15 protein-coding genes are annotated in these 16,713 nt (G+C 67.3%); 8 read left to right on the forward strand and 7 right to left on the reverse strand.

The genetic code is table 11. The features are described 5' to 3' along the window. Positions 1-32: 32 nt before the first annotated feature. From AC3FKG_RS19405 to cysK, 3 genes are all read right to left on the reverse strand, one after another. A complete protein-coding gene (locus AC3FKG_RS19405; protein ID WP_483713450.1) occupies positions 33-557 on the reverse strand; it encodes a hypothetical protein in 525 nt (174 codons plus the stop codon). A gap of 102 nt (positions 558-659) precedes the next feature. Further along, a complete protein-coding gene (locus tag AC3FKG_RS19410) occupies positions 660-1,115 on the reverse strand; it encodes a universal stress protein (RefSeq protein WP_483713452.1) in 456 nt (151 codons plus the stop codon). A gap of 220 nt (positions 1,116-1,335) precedes the next feature. Continuing rightward, a complete protein-coding gene (gene cysK, locus AC3FKG_RS19415; RefSeq protein WP_488743913.1) occupies positions 1,336-2,253 on the reverse strand; it encodes a cysteine synthase A in 918 nt (305 codons plus the stop codon). A 165-nt stretch (positions 2,254-2,418) separates the two neighbouring features. On the opposite strand from cysK, the gene AC3FKG_RS19420 reads away from it, so the two are divergent. From AC3FKG_RS19420 to AC3FKG_RS19435, 4 genes are all read left to right on the forward strand, one after another. After that, positions 2,419-3,345 carry a LysR family transcriptional regulator gene (locus AC3FKG_RS19420; RefSeq protein ID WP_483713455.1) on the forward strand — a complete coding sequence of 309 codons (927 nt, stop codon included), beginning with the start codon at positions 2,419-2,421 and terminating at the stop codon, positions 3,343-3,345. Positions 3,346-3,422: 77 nt separating this feature from the next. Then, on the forward strand, positions 3,423-4,832 hold the full coding sequence (gene tcuA, locus AC3FKG_RS19425; RefSeq protein ID WP_488743914.1) for an FAD-dependent tricarballylate dehydrogenase TcuA: 1,410 nt from the start codon (positions 3,423-3,425) through the stop codon (positions 4,830-4,832). Next, positions 4,819-6,027, forward strand: a complete 1,209-nt coding sequence (tcuB, locus tag AC3FKG_RS19430; RefSeq protein ID WP_488743915.1) for a tricarballylate utilization 4Fe-4S protein TcuB — start codon at positions 4,819-4,821, stop codon at positions 6,025-6,027. Before tcuA ends, tcuB begins: the two co-directional genes overlap by 14 nt. A gap of 55 nt (positions 6,028-6,082) precedes the next feature. Then, the gene (locus AC3FKG_RS19435) at positions 6,083-7,066 is read left to right on the forward strand and encodes a Bug family tripartite tricarboxylate transporter substrate binding protein (RefSeq protein WP_488743916.1); all 984 of its coding nucleotides are present in this window, start codon (positions 6,083-6,085) and stop codon (positions 7,064-7,066) included. A gap of 42 nt (positions 7,067-7,108) precedes the next feature. On the opposite strand, the gene AC3FKG_RS19440 is transcribed toward AC3FKG_RS19435, so the two are convergent. Beyond that, the gene (locus tag AC3FKG_RS19440; RefSeq protein ID WP_488743917.1) at positions 7,109-8,848 is read right to left on the reverse strand and encodes a cation:proton antiporter domain-containing protein; all 1,740 of its coding nucleotides are present in this window, start codon (positions 8,846-8,848) and stop codon (positions 7,109-7,111) included. Positions 8,849-9,179: 331 nt separating this feature from the next. Between AC3FKG_RS19440 and AC3FKG_RS19445 the strand changes: the two genes are divergently transcribed. The 3 genes from AC3FKG_RS19445 (at position 9,180) to AC3FKG_RS19455 (ending at position 10,845) form a co-directional block, all read left to right on the forward strand. Beyond that, complete coding sequence (locus tag AC3FKG_RS19445; protein WP_483713460.1) at positions 9,180-9,776, forward strand: AraC family transcriptional regulator; 597 nt, start codon at positions 9,180-9,182, stop codon at positions 9,774-9,776. A 135-nt stretch (positions 9,777-9,911) separates the two neighbouring features. Then, positions 9,912-10,385, forward strand: a complete 474-nt coding sequence (locus tag AC3FKG_RS19450; protein WP_483713461.1) for an OsmC family protein — start codon at positions 9,912-9,914, stop codon at positions 10,383-10,385. 196 nt (positions 10,386-10,581) lie between these two features. Then, positions 10,582-10,845 carry a hypothetical protein gene (locus AC3FKG_RS19455; protein ID WP_483713462.1) on the forward strand — a complete coding sequence of 88 codons (264 nt, stop codon included), beginning with the start codon at positions 10,582-10,584 and terminating at the stop codon, positions 10,843-10,845. Positions 10,846-10,883: 38 nt separating this feature from the next. Here the strand turns inward: AC3FKG_RS19455 and AC3FKG_RS19460 are convergent, their stop codons facing one another. The 3 genes from AC3FKG_RS19460 to AC3FKG_RS19470 form a co-directional block, all read right to left on the reverse strand. Further along, positions 10,884-11,936 carry an alpha/beta fold hydrolase gene (locus tag AC3FKG_RS19460; protein WP_488743918.1) on the reverse strand — a complete coding sequence of 351 codons (1,053 nt, stop codon included), beginning with the start codon at positions 11,934-11,936 and terminating at the stop codon, positions 10,884-10,886. A 164-nt stretch (positions 11,937-12,100) separates the two neighbouring features. Beyond that, the gene (locus AC3FKG_RS19465) at positions 12,101-13,252 is read right to left on the reverse strand and encodes an ABC transporter substrate-binding protein (RefSeq protein ID WP_488743919.1); all 1,152 of its coding nucleotides are present in this window, start codon (positions 13,250-13,252) and stop codon (positions 12,101-12,103) included. Positions 13,253-13,261: 9 nt separating this feature from the next. Then, complete coding sequence (locus tag AC3FKG_RS19470) at positions 13,262-14,575, reverse strand: CitMHS family transporter (RefSeq protein WP_488743920.1); 1,314 nt, start codon at positions 14,573-14,575, stop codon at positions 13,262-13,264. A gap of 544 nt (positions 14,576-15,119) precedes the next feature. On the opposite strand from AC3FKG_RS19470, the gene hutH reads away from it, so the two are divergent. Next, on the forward strand, positions 15,120-16,676 hold the full coding sequence (gene hutH / locus AC3FKG_RS19475) for a histidine ammonia-lyase (RefSeq protein ID WP_483713466.1): 1,557 nt from the start codon (positions 15,120-15,122) through the stop codon (positions 16,674-16,676). The last annotated feature ends 37 nt before the right edge of the window (positions 16,677-16,713 follow it).

Raw genomic sequence — 16,713 nt, forward strand, 5'->3', positions numbered from 1 at the left:
TTTCGCCAGCATTGGCTCCCCTGGCGCGACGGCTAGCGCGAGCGCCCGCGGCGGTCGCCGCCGAGCGGGTCGACAATGATCATGGTCTGCTGCAGCACGCCGTTGTCGTCGAAGTAGCAACTGAAGTGCGCGGTCTGGTAGCCGTCCTGGAACATCCGGTAGCTCCAGGCCTCGCGCTTCATCAGTGGGTAATACTGGATAGGCTCGCGCGGCTTGCCGAAGCGCTCGAGCACATCCTGCTTGGTCCAGGCACCGACCTTGGCCTGATAGATTTCGGCTTCCGTCAACATCTGCCGATAGCTCACGAGTTTGCCGGTGGCGTCAAAGTCCGCCGCGTAGACCGCATGACCGAGAGGCTGCTGGGAGTAGAGCCAGCGCGACGTGCCATTCGGAAAACGGAAGGAATCGGTGGGTTCGCCGAATGTACTGCGCACGGCGCTCTGGTCGCTGCCGACCAGCCGCTGGCCGGTCTGTTCCGGGTGCAGCGCCGAGCAGCCGCCCAGGATCAGGGCTGCGACGCACGCCAGCGAGGCTACGTATGCCAGGCGGATTCTCATCAAAGGCTCCAGGCGGGGAGATCCCGCATGGCCGGATTGTCCGACCAGTGGAGCAAAGTGCGCAATAGGCCCGCGGCGCCAGGGCCGCGCGGACCCGGTGCGCTAGCCTTCCACTTCGCTGCGGATCAGCAGCACCGGCCGGCTGGACTTGCTGACCACGCCTTCGGAGACGCTGCCCATCAGCAGGCGCCGCACGCCACGCCGGCCATGCGTGCCCAGCACGATCAGGTCGGCGCTCCAGGCATCGGCCTGGGCGACGATGGTCGCGGAAATCTGGCCGGGCGCCACCGGCTTGTCGACAAGCTGGGTCGTATGCCTGATGCCGGCCGCCTCCAGCTTGTCCTCGGCCTCCGTCAGGACCTTGCGGCCAAAGCTACGGATGCTTTCCATCAGGGCCCTGGCGTCGAAGTAGGCGACATCGAAGAATGCGTCGCTGTCGTCGGCCACGAACAGGGCCTTGACCTCCGCACCGGTCGCCGTGGCAAGGGTGATGGCCTGGCTCAATGCGAGATCGGAAGACTGGCTGCCGTCTACGGCTAGCAGGATGCGCTGATACATGGAAACCTCCGGTGAGTCGTTGCGAGTGATCGGGGGACGGCAAATCGTAAGAGGCACCGAGTGGGCCCTTCTGGTCCAGCGTAGCCGCAGCGGGCGATAGCAGCTTGACCGGCATCAAGACTTGAACGCACCGCGGCGAGCGGAGATCTGCTGCCGCGGGATCCGATGGCGCGCATCGAACCGTGCACCGGCGTTGCCCGCCGGTGCACACACGCCCGCCTCAGGCGGGCAGGAAGCCCTCGACCGTCAGGTAGCGCTCGCCGGTGTCATAGTTGAAGCCCAGCACGCGTGCGCCGGCCGGCAACTCGGGTAGCTTGCCGGCGATCGCGGCGAGGGTGGCACCCGACGAAATGCCGACCAGGATGCCTTCTTCGCTGGCGCAGCGGCGCGCCATGTCGCGGGCCGGTTCGGCATCCACCTGGATCACGCCATCGAGCAGGCCGGTCTTCAGGTTGGCCGGGATAAAGCCGGCGCCCAGGCCCTGGATCGGATGCGGTGCCGGTGCGCCGCCGGAAATCACGGGCGAAGCCGACGGCTCGACGGCGAATACCTTGAGCTGCGGCCACTTCTGCTTGAGCACCTGCGCGCAGCCGGAAATATGGCCGCCCGTGCCGACACCGGTGATCAGTACGTCGAGCCCTTCGGGGAAATCCTCCAGGATTTCCTGGGCGGTGGTACGCGCATGGACTTCGATGTTGGCCGCGTTTTCGAACTGCTGGGGCATCCAGGCGCCGGGAATGGCGGCGATCAGTTCCTCGGCGCGGGCGATCGCGCCCTTCATGCCTTTCTCTCGCGGGGTCAGGTCAAAGGTCGCGCCGTAGGCGAGCATCAGGCGGCGGCGTTCGAGCGACATGCTGTCGGGCATCACCAGGATCAGCTTGTAGCCCTTGACCGCGGCCACCATCGCCAGGCCGATGCCGGTATTGCCCGACGTCGGCTCGACAATGGTGCCGCCCGGCTTAAGCACGCCACGGCGTTCGGCATCTTCCACCATCGACAGCGCGATGCGGTCCTTGATCGAGCCGCCCGGGTTCGACCGTTCCGATTTGATCCAGACTTCATGGCCATTGCCGAACAGCCGGTTGATGCGGATATGCGGCGTATTGCCGATGGTTTCCAGGATATTGACTGCCTTCATGTTTCCTCCAAAGGGGCGCAGCGTCACGGCGCTGCGCGAATGCGGACCAACCGGGATTCTATTGAAATTTTCATGGCCGCTCCCGCCGTTCACGGATAATGATCACGAGCCGCTGCCAGGGATCGTCCGCGTGCCTGGAGGGGAACTGGTTGAGAGGAGGGCCGGATGGAGCTCAGGCAATTGCGGTACTTTCTGCAGGTCGTCGAACTCGGCAGCATGGGGCAGGCCGCCCAGAAGCTGGGCGTGGTCACATCGGCGCTCAGCCAGCAGATAAGTCGCCTGGAGGGCGAGCTTTCCACGCGCCTGCTGCGGCGCACCTCGACGGGCGTCGTGCCGACCGATGCCGGACTGGCATTCTGGCGCCAGGCGCAACTGGCTGTGCGCCATGCCGACGACGCAGTACGCGCCGCCCAGCTTGCCAGGCTCTCCGGCCACGTCAGTGTAGGCATGGCGCCGAGCACCATCAGCGTGCTGGGCCTGCCCTTCATGCAGGCCATGCGCGAGCGCTATCCCGACATCCGCCTGCATCTCGTGGAAAGCCTGTCAGGCAACCTGGCGACGATGATCGGCACGCGCCAGCTAGACCTGGCCGTCCTGTTCCAGGCGGAGGGCCACCATCGCTGGAGCCTGGCACCGCTGCTTACCGAGCGCCTGTTTCTGATCAGCCGCGATGACATGCCCGGTCTGCCGACGGGCAAGACGGCAAGGCTTGCGCAACTGCGCGGGCTGCCGCTGATCCTGCCAAGCAGCCCGCACGGTCTGCGTTCCGTGCTTGATGCCGCCTTCGCGCGGGGCCGCCACCAGCCCAACGTGGTCGCGGAAATCGATGGCCTGGCCATGCTGATGGATGCCGTGCGCGCGGGACTTGGCGCCACGGTGCAGCCCGGCGCGGCGGTGGCGCGCCTGGGCGGCGAGCCCCTGGCGATGATCCCCATTGCCGACACCGCGGCGCGGCGCCCGAACCTGCTGGCCAGCCTGTCGGACGACGAGTTGTCTCCCGCGGGCCTGGCCGCGCGCGGCACGCTCGCCGCCGTGGCGCGCGATCTGGTGCGCGCCCGCCGCTGGCCCGGCGCTACCCTTCACGATTCGTAAACACCCGTTGCCCGATCCCGTCTGGCGGGGCATCGGGCCGCTCAGTACAGTCGCCGCAAATCACGGAGACTGTACTGATGTGGGACGTACTCGTAATCGGCGGGGGCAACGCCGCCCTGTGCGCCGCACTCATGGCGCGCGAGGCCGGCGCCAGCGTGCTGCTGCTGGAAGCCGCCCCCATGGCCTGGCGCGGCGGCAACTCCCAGCACACGCGCAACCTGCGTTGCATGCACGATGCGCCGCAGGACGTGCTGGTCGACAGCTACCCGGAAGAGGAGTACTGGCAGGACCTGCTCAAGGTCACCGGCGGACTCACCAATGAGGCACTGGCGCGGCTGGTCATCCGCGCGTCTTCGACCTGCCGCCCGTGGATGCGCCGCCATGGCGTGCATTTCCAGCCGCCGCTCTCGGGCGCGCTGCACGTGGCCCGTACCAATGCCTTCTTCATGGGCGGCGGCAAGGCGCTGGTCAATGCCTACTACCGCAGTGCCGAGGCCATGGGCGTCCAGGTCCGATACGAGACACCGGTCGATGCCATCGAACTCGACGGCGGCCGCTTCGTGGCCGCGCGCAGCGGCGACCAGCGTTTCGCGGCGCGCGCATGCGTGCTGGCGGCGGGCGGCTTCGAATCGAATCGAGCCTGGCTGCGCGAAGCGTGGGGCCAGAACGAGCGCGGCGAATGGCCGGCCGACAATTTCCTGATCCGCGGCACGCGCTTCAACATGGGCGTGCTGCTCAAACACATGATCGAGTCCGGCGCGGACGCGATCGGCGATCCGTCGCAGTCGCACTGCGTGGCCATCGACGCGCGCGCGCCGCTGTATGACGGCGGCATCTGCACGCGCATCGACTGCGTATCGCTGGGCGTGGTGGTCAATCGCGATGCCGAGCGCTTCTACGACGAGGGCGAGGACTTCTGGCCCAAGCGCTACGCCATCTGGGGCCGCCTGGTGGCCCAGCAGCCCGGCCAGATCGCCTACTCGATCATCGATGCCAAGGCCGTCGGCCGCTTCATGCCGCCGGTGTTTCCCGGCACGGTGGCTGACAACCTGCCCGAACTGGCCCGCAAGCTCGGTCTGCCCGAGCAGGACTTCGTGGACAGCGTGGCGGCCTACAACGCCGCCTGCCGCAGCGGCACCTTCGACCACACGACGCTGGATGACTGCCGCACGGAAGGCCTGCTGCCGCCGAAGACGCACTGGGCACGCCCCATCGACACCGCGCCGTTCTACGGCTACGCGCTGCGCCCGGGCATCACCTTTACCTACCTTGGCCTGAAGGTCGACGAGCACGCCGCGGTGCATTTCAACGGACAACCCAGCGCCAACCTGTTCGTGGCCGGCGAGATGATGGCCGGCAATGTGCTGGGCAAGGGCTATACGGCCGGGGTCGGCATGTCGATCGGCACCGCGTTCGGCCGTATTGCCGGCACGCAGGCGGCACGGGCGGCCGCACAATCGAAAGGAGCACGACGTGAAGCAGCTTGAAGCGCTGGTACGCGAGGCCGGCGAAGAAGCCGCAGGCGGCATGGCCCGGCAAGGCGCCGATGACAGGAAAACCATCCCCATCCGCGTACTGCCCCTGAGCGGCAACGAAGCCGAGGTAGCCCGGCAAATGCAGATCTGCAATGCCTGCCGCTACTGCGAGGGCTTTTGCGCCGTGTTTCCCGCCATGACGAGAAGGCTCTCCTTCGGCAAGGCGGACGTGAACTACCTGGCCAACCTGTGCCACAACTGCGGCGCCTGCTATCACGCCTGCCAGTACGCACCGCCGCATGAATTCGCGGTGAATGTCCCGCAGGCCATGGCGCGGGTCCGTGGCGAGACCTACGCCGAGTACGCATGGCCGGCGCCGCTGGGCGCGCTGTACCGGCGCAATGGCCTGACCGTGGCGCTGGCGCTGGCCTTCGGCCTGGCGCTGTTCCTGCTGCTAGTCATCGCGCGGCAGGGATCGCTGTGGCACTCGCCGCTGGCCGGCAACTTCTACGCGATCTTCCCGCACAACATGATGGCCGCGATGTTCGGCGCGGTCTTCGGCTTTGCGGTGCTGTCGCTGGGCATCGGAGTGCGGACCTTCTGGCGCGACGTGTCGCCGGGGCGCGCTACCCCGCCGGCCGTTGGCGAAGCCGCCCTCAACGCGCTCACGCTCCGGTACCTCGACGGCGGGCACGGCCAGGGCTGCAACGAGGAGGACGACCGCTTCACGCTGGCACGCCGACGCTTCCACCACCTGACGTTCTACGGCTTCATGGCGTGCTTTGCATCGACCGCGGTGGCCACGCTGTACCACTATGTGCTGGGAATGCATGCGCCTTATCCGGTGGGCAGCCTGCCCGTGCTGCTGGGCATGGCCGGCGGCATCGGGCTGCTCGCCGGCCCGGCCGGACTCCTGTGGCTGAACCTGCGGCGCGACCCGGCCCGCGGGGATGCGGCCCAGCGCCCCATGGATCGCGGCTTCATCGCGCTGCTGCTGCTCACCGCGGCTTCCGGCCTGGCCTTGCTGGCCGGCCGCGATACCGGCGCCATGGCCATGCTGCTGGCCGTGCACCTGGGCGTGGTCATGGCGCTCTTCGCCACGCTGCCGTTCGGCAAGTTCGCGCACGGCATCTACCGCTGCGCGGCGCTGCTCAAGTCCGCCATCGAGAAGCGCCAGCCTAATGCGTTGCAGCTCGGCTCGGACTGAAGCTGAACGCTGCCGCACCGACAAGAAAACCATCTATCCCCAAGGAGACCGTCCGATGACCAATACCGTTCGCCGCACTGCTCTGGCCTGCCTGCTCGGAGCGGGCCTGGCACTGTCCGGCCTGGCACCCGCCGCCGCCCAGAGCTGGCCCGACAAGCCTGTCACCCTCGTCGTGCCGTTCGCCTCCGGCGGCACCACGGACATCATCGCCCGAACCATCGGACAAAAACTCGGCGAAGCCCTGCACCAGCCCGTGGTGGTGGACAACCGCCCCGGCGCCGGCGGCACGCTTGGCGCGGCCAACGTCGCGCGCGCCGCGCCGGATGGCTACACGGTGCTGTTGGCCACCGTGGCACATACCATGGCGCCCGGCATCTACAAGTCGCTGCCCTACGACTTCACGCGCGACCTGGTGCCGGTTGGCCTGGTGGCGCTGACGCCCAATGTGCTGCTGGTCAGCCCGTCGATGCCTGTGAAATCCGTGGCGGAGCTGATCGCCTATATCAAGTCCCACCGCGGGCAGGTCAACTACGGCTCCGCCGGACCGGGCAGTACCGAGCATCTGTCGGGAGAACTGTTCCGGTCCATGACAGGCACCGACATCGTCCACGTCCCGTACAAGGGTGGCGCACCGATGATGACCGACCTGATCGCCGGGCAGATCCAGATGGCCATTGAAACCAGCCCTTCGGCCGCGCCCCACGTCCGTTCGGGCAAGGTCAGGGCGCTGGCCGTCACCACCGCGAAACGGTCCCCGGCCTACCCAGGCGTGCCCACGCTCGAGGAAAGCGGGATCAAGGGTTACGAGGTGACTACCTGGTTTGCGCTGATGGCGCCGCGCGGCACGCCCGCCGCGGTGACGCAGCGCCTGGGCACGGAGCTGGCGAAGGCGCTGAAGCAGCCGGATGTGCTGAAACGCTTCGAGGAGCAGGGCGTGACCGCCGGCGACATGACGCCGGCGCAACTGGGCGATTTCATCGGCAAGGAGACGCAGCGGTGGACGAAGGTGGCGAAGTCGTCGGGTGCCGCCGCGGATTGATGGCGGGGGCGCAATGCCCCGCGCGTTTTCAAGTCCTGTAGCTCAGGCCGCGTGTCCTGCGGCATGGCCTGAGGCGTGAACCTGCGGCCCTGGCGCAAAGCGCTCCAGCACATGGGCGGTCATGCCCCTGGCCAGTTCCTCCTCGCCATAGAAGACCGTGCCGATCTCTTCCTTGCGCAGCATGACGGACTCGTCCTCGTTGTGCGTGCGCAGGACGACCTCGATCGACGGATTGAGCGTGCGCGCGATGCCGGCTATCTGGCGCACATCGATCGGATCGGCAATCGCCACCACCAGCATCGCGGCGCGCGCGATATGGGCCTGGATCAGGACGGCGGGCTCGGCGGCATTGCCGGAGACCGCCGCGATGCCGCGATTGCGCAGGCTTTCCACCAGCTCCCGGTTCTGCTCCGCGACCACATACGGAATGCCGCGCGCCTGCAGCGCACTGGCAATGCGCCGGCCCACGCGGCCATAGCCGACCAGCACCACCTGGCCTTCCAGGTACTTGCGCTCGGTGCTCATCGGCAGTTCGGCGTAGGGGTCGCCGCGCTGCTCCAGGCCCCGGGCCAGTGCCGAGCGCTTGAGGATCCAGCGCCGGAACGGTTCGTTGACGGCGAACAGCACCGGGTTCAGCGCGATCGAGATCAGCGCGGCCGCCAGCACCAGGCTCATGCCCTCGGCCGGCAACAGCCCGAGCGACAGGCCCAGGCCGGCCAGGATGAAAGAGAACTCGCCGATCTGCGCAAGGCTGGCCGATACCGTCAGCGCGGTATTGAGCGGATAGCGGAAGGCCAGCACGAGCCCGAAGGCCGCGGCCGATTTGCCCAGGATGATGATCGCCACGGTGGCCAGCACGTGCAGCGGCTGCTCGATCAGGATCGCCGGCTTGAACAGCATGCCGACCGAGACGAAGAACAGCACCGAGAACGCGTCGCGCAGCGGCAGCGATTCCTGCGCCGCGCGGTGGCTGAACTCGGATTCGCGCATGACCATGCCCGCGAAGAACGCGCCCAGTGCGAACGAGACGCTGAACAGCTGCGCCGCGCCATACGCGATGCCGATGGCGGCGGCGATGACCGACAGCGTGAACAGCTCGCGCGAGCCGGTGCGCGCCACCAGCCAAAGGAACCACGGCAGCACGCGTCGGCCTGCTACCAGCATCAGCGCGATGAAGGCGCCCACCTGCAGCAGCGTCATCGCGATGGTGGTCCATAGCGATGTGGCCTCGGCCGCTTCGGTGCCCGTCGATCCGCCGAGAATCCCGGCCAACGGCGGCAGCAGCACCAGCACCAGCACCGTGGCCAGGTCTTCGACCACCAGCCAGCCCACGGCGATGCGGCCGTTCATGCTTTCGAGCACGCCACGCGTCTCCAGCGCCTTGAGCAGCACCACCGTGCTGGCGCACGACAGCGAGAGCCCGAAGATCAGCCCGCTGCCCCAATGCCAGTCCCACAGCCACGCCACGCCCGCGCCGAGCGCCGTCGCCAGTGCCATCTGCACGACCGCGCCGGGCACGGCGATGCGCTTGACCGCCAGCAGGTCTTTCAGCGAAAAATGCAGCCCCACGCCGAACATCAGCAGCATCACGCCGATCTCGGAAAGCTGGGACGCCAGATGGACGTCGGCGACGAAGCCCGGCGTGCCCGGGCCGATGATGATGCCGGCGACCAGGTAGCCGACCAGCGCCGGCACCTTGAATCGCTCGGCCAGGTAGCCAAGGACCAGGGCGATGCCGAAGCCGGCGGCAAGCGTGGTGATAAGAGGTATGTTGTGTTCCATGCAGGACGAATGGGAGCGGCGGATTGAAAACGGCAGCGGTCCTGCGGCGGGCCCGGCAGTCCCTTGCCATTCAGGCAACGGTGAGTCTGCCGTGCGCCGGCAGACATACCAGGCCCCCTCATGATAACGGCATCCGGCGGCAAACCTGTCGAACGGGCTCGCGCGGAGCGCTTGGGAATGACCTGGAACGGCTCGGCAGCGGGACCGCTGCGTGTGGCGCAGGCAAACGGTGCGTTCGGAAATTGCAGATGGTGCGCCGCACGGTTAGCGGCGATGATGCTGCCCGAAACGACCGACTTGCGACCGACTCCCGACCGACCTCCGACCCACCATGCGCGCCCACCTGCAGTCACACTCGCACGTCAGCCTGCAGCGCCTGTTCCTGGCGTTTCCGCTGACGGTCGTGCCCACGCAGGGCAGGTCGGTCATCCGGCGGCGCGGCTACGAGCGCCTGCTGATGCCTGGGCAGGAAGTCACGATCGAGCCGTTTGAAACCATCGACATGCACCTGGATGGCAGCGGTGCGCAGCCGTCGTCCTGCACCTTCGAGATCCGGCGCGGCATGCCCGGCGCACCGCGGGACGCCCTCCATCAACGGATCTCGCGCCGCGTGTTTCTCCAGCCCCAATATGCGTGGAGCGCCGGATTTATCGCGGAGCGGCTCGACATGCCCGCGGCGCAGCTGCGCCGCCTGTTGTTCTCGCAAGGCACGGCGCTGACGGACCTTTGCCGCACGCAACGGCTGATGCGCCTGCTGTTCGAAGCCTTGACCGGCGACGTCGCCATGGCGGACCTGAAGCGCTTTGTCGGCTGGCCTGCGGCCGGCGATGTGGAATCCGCGTTCTATGACCGCTTCGGCGTCTCCTTGCAGATGGCGCGGCGGCTGGCGAGCCACCCGTCGCGCGCACTGCGGCGCTCGATCGCCTGAGCCGTTTTCCGCGCCCGGAGCCGCGGCCTTCGACCGTGTTTCGCGTCCTTTGGAATAATGGAGTCCGGCGACGCAGGGCCGGCCGGCCCGTCATGCGTTGCACTTCAACGGCATCGACTAGGGAGCAGCGCAGACATGGCCAAGCGTGAACATCACTATCGTGTGTCGGTCGAATGGACCGGCAACAAGGGAAGCGGGACGTCGGGCTACCGGGCTTATGCACGCGACTACATGATCCGCTCGGGGGCCAAGCCAGCCATTCCCGGCTCGTCGGACCCGGCGTTCCTGGGCGACGCGGCACGCTGGAATCCCGAGGACCTGCTGGTGGCGTCGGTGTCGGCATGCCACAAGCTCTGGTACCTGCACCTGTGCGCCGACGCGGGCATCGCCGTGCTGGCGTATGCGGATGAAGCGCATGGCACGATGGTCGAGGGCGAGCGCAGCCAGTTCACGCAGATCGTGCTGCGGCCGCGCGTCGCCATCCGCGCGTCGGATGATCCCGAACGGGCGAAGCAGCTGCACCATGCCGCACACGAGCAATGCTTCATTGCCAATTCGGTCAATTTTCCGATCCTGTGCGAGCCGACCATCGAGCAGGTTGGCGCTTAGGAAACAAGGCAGGTGGATACCGCTGTTCGGGCCGCGCTGACGTTTCGCGCGGCTGTTGGCCGCGGCCCACCAGATGGCCTCCACGCAAGGCCGTAGCGCGCACCTGAAGACCCGTGCCTTCCGTGGCACGGCATCTGCATAGTTCCGGTCGAACGTCGTTTCCGCCGTTCGCTTTCCATGACTACAGGAGATTCCCATGTCCACGCTACTGATCGAAAACCTGCCGTGCACCCGCGAACTGGACCTCGGCGCACGTGCCGCCATCCGCGGCGGCTATAACGATATGCGGTCCATTGCGGTCGGGGAGCCTGACCCCAGCGGACACATGCCAATGCCGCCGATGCCCGCGATGCCGCCATTGCCATCGTTCCCCCCGATGCCGCCGATGCCGGCACTGCCCGAATTTCCGCCGGGATTCCCGTTCCAGCCGAAAGGCCCGCCGAAGGTCGTGCCGCTGTAACTGGCGCGCCCCTTCGGGCACCGAACCATCGTCCCGCCTCAGCGCCGGTCTACGTCAAGGACGGCCTGCGCAAAGGCGGCAGACGCTTCCTGCGGCAGGTTGTGGCCGATGCCGCCGGTCAGTTCGCGGTGCTCATAGCGGCCGGTGAACTTGCTGGCATAGGCGCTGGGCTCGGGATGGGGCGCGCCGTTGGCATCGCCTTCCATGGTGATGGTCGGCACGAGGATGGCCGGCGCCGTGGCCAGCTTCTTCTCGATGTCATCGAACCGCGCTTCGCCGCTGGCCAGCCCTTGCCGCCAGCGGTAGTTGTGGATGGTGATATCCACATGGTCGGGGTTGTCGAATGCGGCCGCGCTGCGCTCGAAAGTGGCGTCGTCGAAGTTCCATTGCGGCGATGCCAGCTTCCAGATCAGTTTGGCGAACCGCCGCGTGTACTTGCGGTAGCCGGCCGCGCCGCGGTCCGTGGCGAAGTAGAACTGGTACCACCATTGCAGTTCGGCCTCGGGCGGCAGCGGCTGCGTGCCGGCGGCCTGGCTGCCGATCAGGTAGCCGCTCACCGACACCAGTCCGCGGCATCGCTGCGGCCACAGCGCTGCCATGATATCTGCGGTGCGCGCGCCCCAGTCGAAGCCGGCCACCACGGCGTGGCGGATGGCGAGCGCATCCATCAGCGCGATCATGTCGGCGGCGATGGCCGAAGGCTGGCCATTGCGCTTGGTGTCCGCCGACAGGAAGGTGGTAGAGCCATTGCCGCGCAGGAAGGGCACGATCACGCGATAGCCGCGCGCCGCCAGCAGCGGCGCCACGTCGACAAAGCTATGGATATCGTAGGGCCAGCCATGCAGCAGCAGCGCGACCGGCCCGTCGGCCGGGCCAGCCTCGGCGTAGCCGACGTTCAGCACGCCGGCGTTGACCTGCCGGATTGGTGCGAAGCCCGTATGCGCACCAGGCCTGGTCCGGGGCAGGGGTGCCGCCTTCGCTACGCTGGCCTGTGCCCGGGCGGCTTGCGAGAGGCCCAGTTGCACCGCGGCCAGCGTTGCCGCCGCGACGCCCAGAAAGCCCCGGCGGGGCACATCGATTCGTTCCGACATCTGTTTCTCCTGTGTGCTTGATCAACCTGAGCACGAGTCTAGGAGGCCGCTCCAGGCGGCATGTGTCGGGAATCCCGGGGCTTTGTATCGCTGTGTATAAGCGCGTGCCGGGCCAATATGCCGATACAAGAAATCCGCCTGAAGTGGCGGATTCCGCGGTGTTGCTACTTCTGCCCCGTGGCGGTGCGCCAGCGTGTCACGAACTCGCGATAGGCCGCGATATCGAGATGACGCGTCAGGTCGGCGTCGTTCAGGATCGGCCGCATGCTGGTGCCGAGTTGCGTCACCAGCCGGGCGGCGGTGGTGTCGCCGCCGACATCGCTGCGCACGGCGTACAGTCCGGCGCGCTGCGCCATCAGGCTCTGGCCACGCCGCGACAGCGTGTAGTCGATCCACAAGCGCGCCGCGTTCGGGTGGCGCGCGCGCTGGCTGATCAGCTGGATGCGCGACAGCACCAGCGTGTAGTCGGTCAGGAAGGCGACGCCGATGGCCGGATTGTTCCGCGCCTGGCCAAGCGCGTACGCGCCAAGCACGTTGTAGGCGAGCGCCATGCTGCCATTGGCGACCTGGCGCAGCATGGCGGCGCTGGTGGACACATAGCGGGTGTCGAGCTTGCCCAGTGCCGTGGCGATGTCCCACAAGACCGGCCCCGCCCCGGCATCCTGCGTGGCCAGCAGGAACCCGAGGCCGGATTTCTCGATGTCATAGGTGATGACCTTGCGGCGCAGCTGGCCGGCCTGTGTCGCCATCAGCTTTGCCAGGTCGGCGTGCGTGCGTGGTACCTGGGCGGGGCGGAGCAGCTTCCGGTTGTAGGCGATCGCCACCGGGTCGATGCTGGTGGCCCAGCCCTGATCCTGCCAGCGGGCCCAGGCGGGCAGGGCGGATGCCTCCGGCGAGGCGTAGGTCATGGCATAGCCGCGCCTGACCAGGCTGGCCTGCAGGTCCATCGCCGAACTCCACAGCACGTCGGCGGACTCGGTCCCCAGCTGGGTCTCGGCCAGGTAACGGTGATACAGCTCGGTGCTGGTCAGGTCGTCGTACTCGACCCGGACACGGGGATACATCAACTGGAAATCCGCCAGCAGCGGCCTCACCACGTCGGCGTCCGTGGTCGCGTAGATCACCAGCCGGCCTTCGTCCTCGGCCGCTCGGACCATGCCGGCATAGGCGGGGTCGTAGCCGGGCGGCGCCTTGGCCCGTGGCGCGTAGTCCAGCAATTCATTGGCGTTCTGCGCGGACGATGCCAGCGGCCAGCCCAGCGCCAGCCCGAGCAGGGCGCGTCGGCGGGCGAGCCGTGAGGTGCGGTGATTTTGCATGGCAGTGCCTCAGGTCCGGCCCATGAACGGGATCACGCCGAAGACAATGCACGCGGCCAGCATCACCACCGCCGCCGACAGTGCCCACAACAGCGTAAAGCGCTGATGGTCGCCGAACTCGACCTCCGCCAGGCCGACCAGCAGGTAGGTCGACGCCACCAGCGGGCTGAGCAGGTGGACCTGCTGGCCGATCAGCGAAGCGCGGCCCAGTTCCGCCGCGGTAATGCCGTGCACGGCACCGGCCTTGGCGAGGATCGGCAGGATGCCGAAGTAGAAGGCATCGTTGGAGATGAAGAACGTGAACGGCACGCTCAGCACCGCCGTCACCACCGCGAGGTACGGCTCCAGCCAGTTGGGCAGGCCGGCAATCACGCTGGCGGCGATGGCATCCACCATCTTCGTGCCCGACAGGATGCCCACGAAAATGCCCGCGGCGAAAATCAGCGAAACGACCGGGACGATATTGCCGGCATGCGCAGAGAGCCGTTCCTTCTGGTCCTGCATATTGGGGTAGTTGACCATCAGGGCGATGGCCGAGGCCACCATGAACAGCACCTGCAGCGGGATCGCGCCGTGAATCAGCAGTGCCATCAGGGCTACCGTCAGCGCAAGGTTGAACCACAGCAGCCGCGGCCGCGCGGTCGCCGGGTCGCTGGCCGTGACTGCCGGGCCACCGTCGGCCGGCCGGTCGGCTTGCTGCAAGGCAATGGCGCCAAGCCGCTTCTTTTCCCGGCGCCCCAGCAGGCCCGCGACGAACAGGCCCCAGACACCGGTGACGATCATCGGCAGGATCATCGGCACGAACAGCTGGCCCACGTCCACGCCCAGCGAACTGGCCGCGCGCGCGGTCGGGCCGCCCCACGGCAGGATGTTCATGAGCCCGCCCGCCATCATGATGACGCAGGCCAGCACCAGGCGGCTCAGGCCCAGGCGCTTGTACAGCGGCAGCATGGCGGCGCAGGTGATCATGTAGGTGGTGGAGCCGTCGCCGTCGAGCGAGACCACCGTCGCCAGCACGAACGTTCCCATCACGATCTTGGTCGGATCATTGCCGACCAGCCGGAGGATGACTCGCACGGCCGGGTCGAACAGGCCGGCATCGATCATGATCCCGAAGAACAGGATCGCGAACATCAGCATGACGCCGGTCGGGGCGAGCTTCTTGATGCCTTCCAGCATCATCGGCCCCAACTCGAGGCCGAAGCCCGCCAGCAGCCCGAAGACGATCGGCACCAGGATCAGCGCAACCATCGCCGACAGGCGCTTGGTCATGATCAGCGCCATGAAGACGATGATCATCGTATAGGCGATGGCGGTCAGCATGGGCGATTCTCAGGCGCTGCGTAGTTCGCGACCCGGCAGGCCGATGCGGCGGTGCGCGCAGCATCGGGCTTTCGCTCGCCGGGGTGGCGGGCGGCAAGAATCGTGCATCGCATCGCGGGCTGCGACGCCTCGGTGAGGCAGCATATGTTGCGCGAAAGGCCCGCGCGAAGCGGTGCTGTGTGCTCTACCGCACGCGACGCGACGAACCCGACTTGTCGTGAGCGCTGTGCTTTGTCAACCATGCCGGCGATGCGCATGACAGTTGTCTCCTATGACCAATGCCCATGGCGGGCTATGGGACGGCGATGCTAGACATCCAAGCTGTCATTTCGCCGTCACGCGGGCCTAGGGTTATCCCGATGCGGTGGTGCCGTTAGCGGGGCGTTCCGCGCCTTGCCCACGGGCAGGGCGGGTTACCAGGAGTGGTATACCCTAGTATCCATCTGCTTGTATATACAATAACGTACAACCATAGATAAGCACCCCTGCCGATGCCAAGCGGTATGACCCCGCCGATGCCCGGCGCCACCCAGTGAATCTGAACATGTCCCTTCAAGCAAACCAGTCGGCTACCGCCCTGCACCTGCAACCCGGCGAGCTGACGCTCGCGCAATTGCGCGCCGTCCACCAGCATCCCGTCAGGATCACGCTCGACGAGCGCGCCTTCTCGGCGATCGACCGCAGCGTGGCGTGCGTGGAAAGCGTGATCTCCGAGGGCCGCACGGCCTATGGCATCAACACCGGCTTCGGCCTGCTGGCGCAGACGCGCATTGCACGGGATGACCTGGAGAGCCTGCAGCGCTCGCTGGTGCTCTCGCACGCGGCCGGCGTCGGCGAGCCGATCGATGACGCGCTGGCGCGCCTGATCATGGTGCTGAAGATCAATAGCCTGGCGCGCGGCTTGTCCGGTATCCGCCGCAAGGTAATCCACGCGCTGATCGCGCTGGTTAACGCCGAGGTGTACCCCTGCATTCCGCTAAAAGGCTCGGTCGGTGCCTCGGGCGACCTGGCGCCGCTGGCCCATATGTCGCTACTGCTGCTTGGCGAAGGCCAGGCACGCCATCGCGGACAGTGGCTGCCCGCGCGTGAAGCGCTGGCGCTGGCCGACCTGCAACCGCTCACGCTCGCCGCCAAGGAAGGGCTGGCCTTGCTCAACGGCACGCAAGTGTCCACCGCCTACGCACTGCAGGGCTTGTTCCAGGCGGAAGACTTGTTTGCCGCGGCGAGTGTCTGCGGGGCGCTGACCGTCGAAGCGTCGCTCGGCTCGCGTGCGCCGTTCGATCCCCGAATCCACGCGGCGCGTGGTCAGCGCGGCCAGATCGACTCGGCCGCGATCTACCGCGACCTGCTGGGCCCCACGAGCGAGATCGGCCAATCCCATGCGGGCTGCGAAAAGGTCCAGGATCCCTATTCGCTGCGCTGCCAGCCGCAGGTGATGGGCGCCTGCCTGACGCAGATCCGCAATGCGGCGGATGTCCTCGCCGTCGAAGCAAACTCCGTCTCCGACAATCCGCTGGTGTTTGCCGAGGAAGGGGACATCATTTCCGGCGGCAATTTCCACGCGGAGCCGGTGGCCATGGCGGCGGACAACCTCGCGCTGGCCCTGGCCGAGATCGGCGCACTGAGCGAGCGGCGCATCTCGCTGATGATGGACAAGCATATGTCGCAGCTGCCGGCGTTCCTCGTCGCCAATGGCGGCGTCAACTCCGGCTTCATGATCGCGCAGGTCACGGCCGCCGCGCTGGCGTCGGATAACAAGGCGCTCGCCCATCCGGCCAGCGTCGACAGCCTGCCGACCTCCGCGAACCAGGAGGACCACGTGTCGATGGCCCCCAACGCCGGAAAGCGTCTTTGGGAAATGGCCGACAACGTGAAGGGCATCGTCGCCATCGAATGGCTCGCGGCGTGCCAGGGTCTCGATTTCCGCGAAGGCGCGAAGACCTCCGAGACGCTCGAACGCGCGCGCGGCCTGCTGCGCCAGTCGGTGCCGTTCTACGACAAGGACCGCTACTTCGCGCCGGACATCGAAAGCGCCAGCGCACTGATCGCCGGCCGTCACCTCACGGGCATGCTGTCCGCGGGCATGCTGCCCAGCCTCTAAGGCAAAACACCTGCACCGGCGCGGAACGGGCGAAGCC

The sequence above is a fragment of the Cupriavidus sp. 22TCCZM04-2 genome (genome assembly GCF_057798895.1).

Excerpts from the sequence above, each read along its gene's own strand:
- AC3FKG_RS19405 (WP_483713450.1), bottom strand. The coding sequence starts at position 557 with ATGAGAATCCGCCTGGCATACGTAGCCTCGCTGGCGTGCGTCGCAGCC.
- AC3FKG_RS19410 (WP_483713452.1), bottom strand. The coding sequence starts at position 1,115 with ATGTATCAGCGCATCCTGCTAGCCGTAGACGGCAGCCAGTCTTCCGAT.
- cysK (WP_488743913.1), bottom strand. The coding sequence starts at position 2,253 with ATGAAGGCAGTCAATATCCTGGAAACCATCGGCAATACGCCGCATATC.
- AC3FKG_RS19420 (WP_483713455.1), top strand. The coding sequence starts at position 2,419 with ATGGAGCTCAGGCAATTGCGGTACTTTCTGCAGGTCGTCGAACTCGGC.
- tcuA (WP_488743914.1), top strand. The coding sequence starts at position 3,423 with ATGTGGGACGTACTCGTAATCGGCGGGGGCAACGCCGCCCTGTGCGCC.
- AC3FKG_RS19435 (WP_488743916.1), top strand. The coding sequence starts at position 6,083 with ATGACCAATACCGTTCGCCGCACTGCTCTGGCCTGCCTGCTCGGAGCG.
- AC3FKG_RS19440 (WP_488743917.1), bottom strand. The coding sequence starts at position 8,848 with ATGGAACACAACATACCTCTTATCACCACGCTTGCCGCCGGCTTCGGC.
- AC3FKG_RS19445 (WP_483713460.1), top strand. The coding sequence starts at position 9,180 with ATGCGCGCCCACCTGCAGTCACACTCGCACGTCAGCCTGCAGCGCCTG.
- AC3FKG_RS19450 (WP_483713461.1), top strand. The coding sequence starts at position 9,912 with ATGGCCAAGCGTGAACATCACTATCGTGTGTCGGTCGAATGGACCGGC.
- AC3FKG_RS19455 (WP_483713462.1), top strand. The coding sequence starts at position 10,582 with ATGTCCACGCTACTGATCGAAAACCTGCCGTGCACCCGCGAACTGGAC.
- AC3FKG_RS19460 (WP_488743918.1), bottom strand. The coding sequence starts at position 11,936 with ATGTCGGAACGAATCGATGTGCCCCGCCGGGGCTTTCTGGGCGTCGCG.
- AC3FKG_RS19465 (WP_488743919.1), bottom strand. The coding sequence starts at position 13,252 with ATGCAAAATCACCGCACCTCACGGCTCGCCCGCCGACGCGCCCTGCTC.
- AC3FKG_RS19470 (WP_488743920.1), bottom strand. The coding sequence starts at position 14,575 with ATGCTGACCGCCATCGCCTATACGATGATCATCGTCTTCATGGCGCTG.
- hutH (WP_483713466.1), top strand. The coding sequence starts at position 15,120 with ATGTCCCTTCAAGCAAACCAGTCGGCTACCGCCCTGCACCTGCAACCC.